The sequence below is a fragment of the Thermobacillus sp. genome (assembly GCF_003390775.1).
GTDB classification, from domain to species: Bacteria; Bacillota; Bacilli; order Paenibacillales; family Paenibacillaceae; genus Thermobacillus; species Thermobacillus xylanilyticus.
This window is the reverse complement of the sequence record NZ_QEWA01000048.1, coordinates 46,265-52,513: the sequence shown is the minus strand read 5'-3', so window position 1 is coordinate 52,513 and position 6,249 is coordinate 46,265. Positions and strand designations below refer to the sequence as shown.

The 6,249-nt window shown below is 63.3% G+C and carries 6 protein-coding genes and 1 pseudogene; all 7 read left to right on the top strand.

The annotated features are described in order from the left end of the window. Positions 1-368: pseudogene (locus C6W55_RS14265) on the top strand (transposase); the annotation flags it as partial. Positions 369-463: 95 nt separating this feature from the next. Then, positions 464-580 (top strand): hypothetical protein, encoded by a 117-nt coding sequence (locus C6W55_RS14260; RefSeq protein ID WP_286893375.1) that lies wholly within the window; start codon positions 464-466, stop codon positions 578-580. 54 nt (positions 581-634) lie between these two features. Beyond that, the gene (locus tag C6W55_RS14255) at positions 635-865 is read left to right on the top strand and encodes an AAA family ATPase (RefSeq protein WP_286893373.1); all 231 of its coding nucleotides are present in this window, start codon (positions 635-637) and stop codon (positions 863-865) included. A gap of 317 nt (positions 866-1,182) precedes the next feature. Further along, positions 1,183-1,710 carry a deoxycytidylate deaminase gene (locus C6W55_RS14250; protein ID WP_286893378.1) on the top strand — a complete coding sequence of 176 codons (528 nt, stop codon included), beginning with the start codon at positions 1,183-1,185 and terminating at the stop codon, positions 1,708-1,710. A gap of 80 nt (positions 1,711-1,790) precedes the next feature. Further along, a complete protein-coding gene (locus C6W55_RS14245) occupies positions 1,791-4,394 on the top strand; it encodes a ComEC/Rec2 family competence protein (RefSeq protein WP_286893371.1) in 2,604 nt (867 codons plus the stop codon). A 185-nt stretch (positions 4,395-4,579) separates the two neighbouring features. Then, on the top strand, positions 4,580-5,128 hold the full coding sequence (locus C6W55_RS14240) for an RNA polymerase sigma factor (RefSeq protein WP_015255268.1): 549 nt from the start codon (positions 4,580-4,582) through the stop codon (positions 5,126-5,128). Then, on the top strand, positions 5,125-6,129 hold the full coding sequence (locus C6W55_RS14235) for a zf-HC2 domain-containing protein (protein ID WP_286893367.1): 1,005 nt from the start codon (positions 5,125-5,127) through the stop codon (positions 6,127-6,129). Before C6W55_RS14240 ends, C6W55_RS14235 begins: the two co-directional genes overlap by 4 nt. The last annotated feature ends 120 nt before the right edge of the window (positions 6,130-6,249 follow it).

Here is a 6,249-nt window from a genome sequence, read left to right as displayed (position 1 = left end):
CAACCGATGACCAATTGACGATGGCACTTACGACCTATTCCTTCCAAGCCATCGTCACGAATGCCGATCTCAAGCCTTTGCCGCTGCTTCGCTCGTACAACAAGCGGGCCAACATCGAGAATCGCATTGATGAATTGAAAGAAGGTTATGCGGTGGAACAGAACAGCCAGCATTCCCTGCTCCGGAACCTGCTGTTCAGTTGGATCAAAGCCATTGCCTACAACGTGATGGTCTGGTTCAAGCAGACGCTGATGCCGGAGTCGCTCAAGCGGTGCGAAGTCCAAACGATTCGCCGGTCGGTGATCCGGGTGCCCGGCAATGTGGTCGGCTCCGGCCGATACCAGCATATCCGGCTTGCGCCGAATCCACTTCATATTACAATCTGTCTACAGCCGAGGTCATCGCGAGGCGGGAAGCGCAAGCAGAGCGCGGGGGCGTGATTGTGATTGATGAGGCACATGAGATGAACGAAGCGATGCTGCTGGAACTGCGATTTGTGATGAGCCACCAGATGGACTCTCGATCCTTGTTTCCGGTGTTGCTCTCGGGACAACCGGAGTTGAGGAGGAAACTGCGGTAAAAGAAGTATGAAGCGATTAGCCAGCGCATTGGGATCCAGTACCACCTTGGCGGAATGAATCGTGAAGAAACAGCCGGCTACGTGCGTCACCATCTGGAGGCGGCTGGATTTCAGCGTCCGGTCTTTTCAGAGAGCGCAATCCAGATGTTATATGCCGCAAGCCAAGGCATTCCGCGTGTCGTGAACCAGATTTGCAGCCAGGCGCTTTTCGAGGCAGAAGGGAAAGATGCCGACGTTGTAGAAGAAATGCATATTGGCCGAGTATTTTTTCTTTCAGAGGGATGATTGGCGGGTAGAACTCCCAGAACGATGACGTGCCTGACGCGCAAGTGCTCACGCCATTGACGGTGATTCCTCCGCCAACAAATTACGTGAGCGCTGACACTTTGAACGATGCTGAAACCTCAAGCGATGTACAGTGTATTCGAACCCTGGCGCCACAAAGCGGCCTCACCGAGTGTTCCCAGGACAGTGGTACAGTAATACACCGTTGTGGTCGATGCTGGCTTCGGCCGGTTGCCGCAAATCGGCGGATGTGCGACAATGGGTGTCGGAGACGGATGCCGGACGTCAAGCCGGACGCGAAAGGAACGGTGCAAGGGATGTCGCAGACCGCAATCGTGCGCAAGGATTGGGATACCTATTTCATGGACATCGCCTACATGGTGTCGACGCGCTCGCGCTGTCTGAGGCGCAGGGTTGGCGCCGTGCTCGTGCAGGGCAAGAAGCTGCTCGGAACCGCGTACAACGGTGCGCCGATGGGAGTGCCGGACTGCTCCGAGGCGGGATGCATGATCGCGGAGCAGTACGAGGTCGAGATCGTGGACGGCGAGGAGCGGGTCGTCAAGAAGGAGCGCTGCATCCGGACGATCCACGCGGAGCAGAATCTGCTGCTGTTCACCGACCGGATCGACCGCGAAGGTTCGACGGTGTACGTCACCGATCAGCCGTGCTGGACATGCGCCAACATGCTGGCGAACAGCGGCGTCACCGAGATCGTCTACCATCGCCCCTATCCGAAGGACGCGGACAAAGTCAGCCGGCTGATGAGCCAGAAAGGCATCATCTTCCGGCCGCTGGCGTCCTATGAACCGCCGGCGCAGGCCGCGGGCGGCATCAACGACAATTGAACGGAATCGTCCGGAGGAAGCACCTCCGTGCGTGTGAATCACGCACGGAGGTTTTTTCTTTGGTAAGGGAGGGAGATGCCTTGTTCCGGAGGCCGCTTGCCGCATTCGCGGCATGCTGGATCGCGGGCGGCGCGTCGGCCGCGACGTTCGGCCGCGCGGGCGTGCTGCTGGCCGGCCTGTCGCTTGCGGCCGCGCTGGCCGCCCTTGCGCTGGTGCGCGGGATCGGCCCGCGGACGGCCGCGGCCTGCGCGCTCGCGTACGCGCTTGCCGCGGTTCACCGCGTCTGGACCGACGAGCGCAATGTGACCGAACTGGCCGAACTGGCCGAAGCCGCCGAGGCGGGTGAACCGCCCGCCGCCGTCGAAGCTGTGCTGACCATCGATTCCGTTCCCCGGATTGACGGCGACCGCGTCATGTTCCGCGCCAGGCTCGAATCTGCCGCTTTCGGCGGCGGGGAGCCCCGGGAGCTGCGCGGCGAACGGGTGCAGGTGCGGATCAGGCTCAAGGAAGAAGCCGAGCTTGAGACGGCTTCCCGATGGCGGCGGGGCGACCGGGCCGCCGTCTCCGGCGTGCTGGAACGGCCCGGCGAAGCTGTCAATTTCGGCGGATTCGATTACCGCGCCTACCTGTACAGACACCGGATTCATTGGTTGCTGGAAGCGAAGTCGGCGGACAGCCTGGAGCCGCTCGGCCGCGGCGGCGGCGCGGGGCTGACCGTGCTGCGCGCCATGGACCGGCTGCGCGAGTCGCTGGCCGGGCGGATGGAATCGCTGTTTTCCGGCAGGCAATCCGGCTACATGAACGGACTGGTGCTCGGGGTGCGCGAGCAGCTCGACCCGGAGCTGTACGCCGGGTTCGCGGAGCTCGGACTTACCCACATTCTCGCCATTTCCGGACTCCATGTCGGCGTCTTTCTGCTCGGCGTCGGTTTCCTGCTCCGCCTGGTCAGGCTGCCGCGGGAGACGACGCTGGAATTGACGGCGGCCGCCGTTCCGTTCTATGTGCTGCTGACCGGCGCGTCGCCGTCCGTCGTGCGGGCCGGGCTGATGGCGATGCTCGGCCTTGCCGCGGCGCGGATGAACCGGCTGAAGGACGGCATGAACCTGCTGGCCGCCGCCGCGCTGGCCATGCTGCTGTACGATCCGTATTATCTCTCCGACATCGCGTTCCAGCTCTCGTTCGCCGTGACGGCCGGCCTGATCGCGCTCGTGCCGCCGGTCAGGCGCGCGCTGCCGCCGCTCAAGCGCGGACGGGCGGTCGCCGATCTGCTGGTCGTCACCGTCGTCGCGCAAGCCGTGTCATTTCCGCTCACCGTTTTTTATTTCAACCGGTTTCACCTGCTGTCGCTTCCCGCGAACGCCATCCTCGTGCCGTTCATCAGTTTCGTCATTCTGCCGCTCGGCACGGTTGCGCTGCTCATTTCGTTCCTCTGGCCGGACGCGGGCCGGCTGCTCGCCCGGGCGGCGGAGGCGGCGAACGACGCCACGTTCAGGCTCGTGGAGAAGCTTGCCGAACGGCTGGAGCTGGCGACGATCTGGTCTTCGCCGCCGCTCTGGTGGATACTGGCCTGGTACGGCGCTTTGCTGCTGATCGCATCCCGGCTGCCTGATCGTTCAAGCGAACGGGAGAAAACCTCGGAAGGCGGGCAGGAGACGGAGACGCTCGACCTGCACGCCGCTCCCGGCCGCCCGCACGCCGAACCGCGCTTCAATCCGGCGGGCCGGCGGCGGATGCGGGCCCGGATCATCCTGCCGGCAGCCGCGGCCGTGCTGCTGCTCGCGTATGCCTATCAACCCGACCGCTTCGACCGGTCGGCAATCGTCTCGTTCCTTGACGTCGGGCAGGGCGACGCGGTGCTGATCCGCACGCCCACCGGCCGCCATATTCTCGTGGACGGCGGCGGCACGCTGCGGTTCGAGAAGCCGGGCGATGAATGGCGCCGGCGCCTCGACCCGTACGACGTCGGCAAAGACGTGGTCGTGCCGCTGCTCATGAAGCGCGGCGTCCGCCGGCTGGACCTGGTCGTCGCTTCCCATCTCGATACCGACCATATCGGCGGGCTCTCCGCCGTGCTCAAGGCGATCCCGGCGAAGGCGCTGCTCTGGAACGGCACGCTGTCCGGCAAGGAGGACGGGGAAGCGCTGCTCAGGCTGGCGGATGCGCGGGGCCTCAGGCTGATCGCCGCGCACAGCGGGCTTGCACCTTACAGGCTGGACGACGGCACCGAACTGACGGTGCTCTGGCCGGCCGCCGAGCCGCTCACATCGGACGGCCGGATGCCGGTCATGCGGGATCAGAACGGACGAAGCGTCGTCCTGCAGCTGGCGCTCGAAGGGTTCACGTTTCTGCTCCCGGGCGATATCGGCGTTGCCGAAGAGCGGGTGATCATCGCCCGGCGGCAGGAAACAGGCGCAGACATCGATGTGATGAAGATCGCGCACCACGGCAGCCGCCATTCGACTGCCGCCGAATGGCTGGATTACTGGCGTCCGCGGGAGGCGGTCATCTCCGCCGGCCGGAACAATGTGTACGGCCACCCGCATCCCGACACGCTCGGCCGGATTGCGGCCGTCGGCGCGCAGGTCCGCCGGACGGATCTGAACGGCGAGACGCAATACCGGATCGCGGGCGGCGCGCTTTCGGTCCGAACAGCCGCCGGCGGGCAGCTGGAAAATCACAGTTAGCAGCTTGCTCCGGTATACGGTCTACCGGATTTCTGCTATGCTTGGGGGTGGACGGAAGGAGCCCGGCCGCGGAACGGGCCGGGGAGAGGAATGAAGCCGAACGAAATTCCACCCTTTTTCGCGCGCGGTCTGCAACATTTTTGCGGATCGTTTCGTTTGAGAGGGTGCAAGAGAGGGGGATCCTCGTGGTAGAGCCGTCGCTGATCCGTGCCGCCCGGGAGGGCGACCGCGAAGCTCTCATCACGCTTTTGCGCGAAATCGAGACGCATGTTTACCGAACTGCCTATTATCTTGTCGGCAACGAACAGGATGCGATGGACGCTGCGCAGGAGGCCTTGATCCGCATTTATACGAAAATCGGCTCCTATGAAGAGAAAGCGCAATTCAAAACCTGGGTGCAGCGCATTGTGACGAATATCTGCATCGACAAGTTCCGCCGGAACAAGCCGACCGTTTCCATCGAAGAACACGAGATGGTGTTTGAAGGCAGGGATTCGGTCGAAGGCGAGGTCATGGCGGCCTATGCGGCGAAGGATATCCGCGAAGCGATCGACCGCCTGCCCGAACATCACCGCGCGGTCGTCGTGCTGAGGTATTTGCAGGACTTCTCTTATAACGAGATCGCCGATTCGTTGGATCTGCCGCTCAACACGGTGAAATCGTACCTGTTCCGGGCAAGACAACAGCTGCAGGTCCTGCTCCGAGATTATCAGAAAGGCGGTGTCCGGGGATGAACTGTCAAGAGGTGATGGAATATATGCAGCGCGAGCTCGACGGCGATCTCGGCGAATTCGAGTCCGCGAAAGCGCGCGAGCACATCCGGCAGTGCGCGGAATGTGCGGCCATGTTCGAGCGCCTGAAGCGGCTGTCGGCCGAACTGGAGAGCTTGCCGAAAGTGACGCCGCCGATCAGCCTCGTGGACGCCATTTTGCCGAAGCTCGACGAGATCGACCGGGTCAAAGCCGCGGCAAGCGCGGACGCCGGAGCGGCAGAGCTCGCAGGTTCGGCCGGAAGCCCGGCGAGGACGGCGCCGCGCCGCCGGAACAACCGGTTCTCCCTGCGCATTCTGAGCGGCGTTGTCGCAGCCGGGGTCGTGGCGGGCATTTTCTTCGCAACCTACGATCCCGACAGGCTCTCGGACAGCTTCTCCGGCGACCGCGCCGCAAAGGAATCGGCCTCGTCCGGATCGTCCGAATCCATGCTCATGATGGATGCCGCTGCCGATTCGCCCGATGCGCAGGATGGATCCGATGTGTCGATGAAGAAGTCCTTTCATCTCACCGAAGTCCGGGATCAGTCCGGACAGGCAATGGAATCTTCGCCCGGTTCGGCCGGCCGTTCCGGCGACAGCGCAACGGACGCGGATGCCGGCTCCGGCGAGGGAGACGTCCGCATGGCGCCGCCGGCGGTGCTTCAAGGTGTCAACGGCGGTATAGAATCACCGGAAGATGACGTTCAGATGGGCGTTGCCGGCTTCACGGAAGAGCCGGCGTTCGGTCCGGTAGAGTCGGTGTCTCCCGACGGCTCCTACATTGCCGTGTTTTCCGAATCCCGCGTCATCATCTATGACCGGGACGGGAACACGCGGTTTGAGAGCGAAGAGCGGCAGGGTTCGATTGCCGCGATGGGCTGGTCGGAGGACGGAGCGTTCTTCCGGTACGAAATCCGGCGCGAGGACGGCGCAGGCGAGATCTATCGGATCAATCCCGCCGACGGCACGGAGACGAAGGAATAACGAATCATGTGAAGTCGATGCACAATTCTTCCGCCGCCTGCGTAAGATAAGTTGAGGCGGACCGAGAGAGTTTCAATCGGTCCGACCATCCGCGGGGAGAGCCATGGATCTTCCCGCTGG

Bases quoted from the DNA above. Each gene is read 5' to 3' on its own strand.
- C6W55_RS14235 (WP_286893367.1), top strand. From the start codon at position 5,125: ATGAACTGTCAAGAGGTGATGGAATATATGCAGCGCGAGCTCGACGGC.
- C6W55_RS14250 (WP_286893378.1), top strand. From the start codon at position 1,183: ATGTCGCAGACCGCAATCGTGCGCAAGGATTGGGATACCTATTTCATG.
- C6W55_RS14255 (WP_286893373.1), top strand. From the start codon at position 635: ATGAATCGTGAAGAAACAGCCGGCTACGTGCGTCACCATCTGGAGGCG.
- C6W55_RS14260 (WP_286893375.1), top strand. From the start codon at position 464: ATGAACGAAGCGATGCTGCTGGAACTGCGATTTGTGATGAGCCACCAG.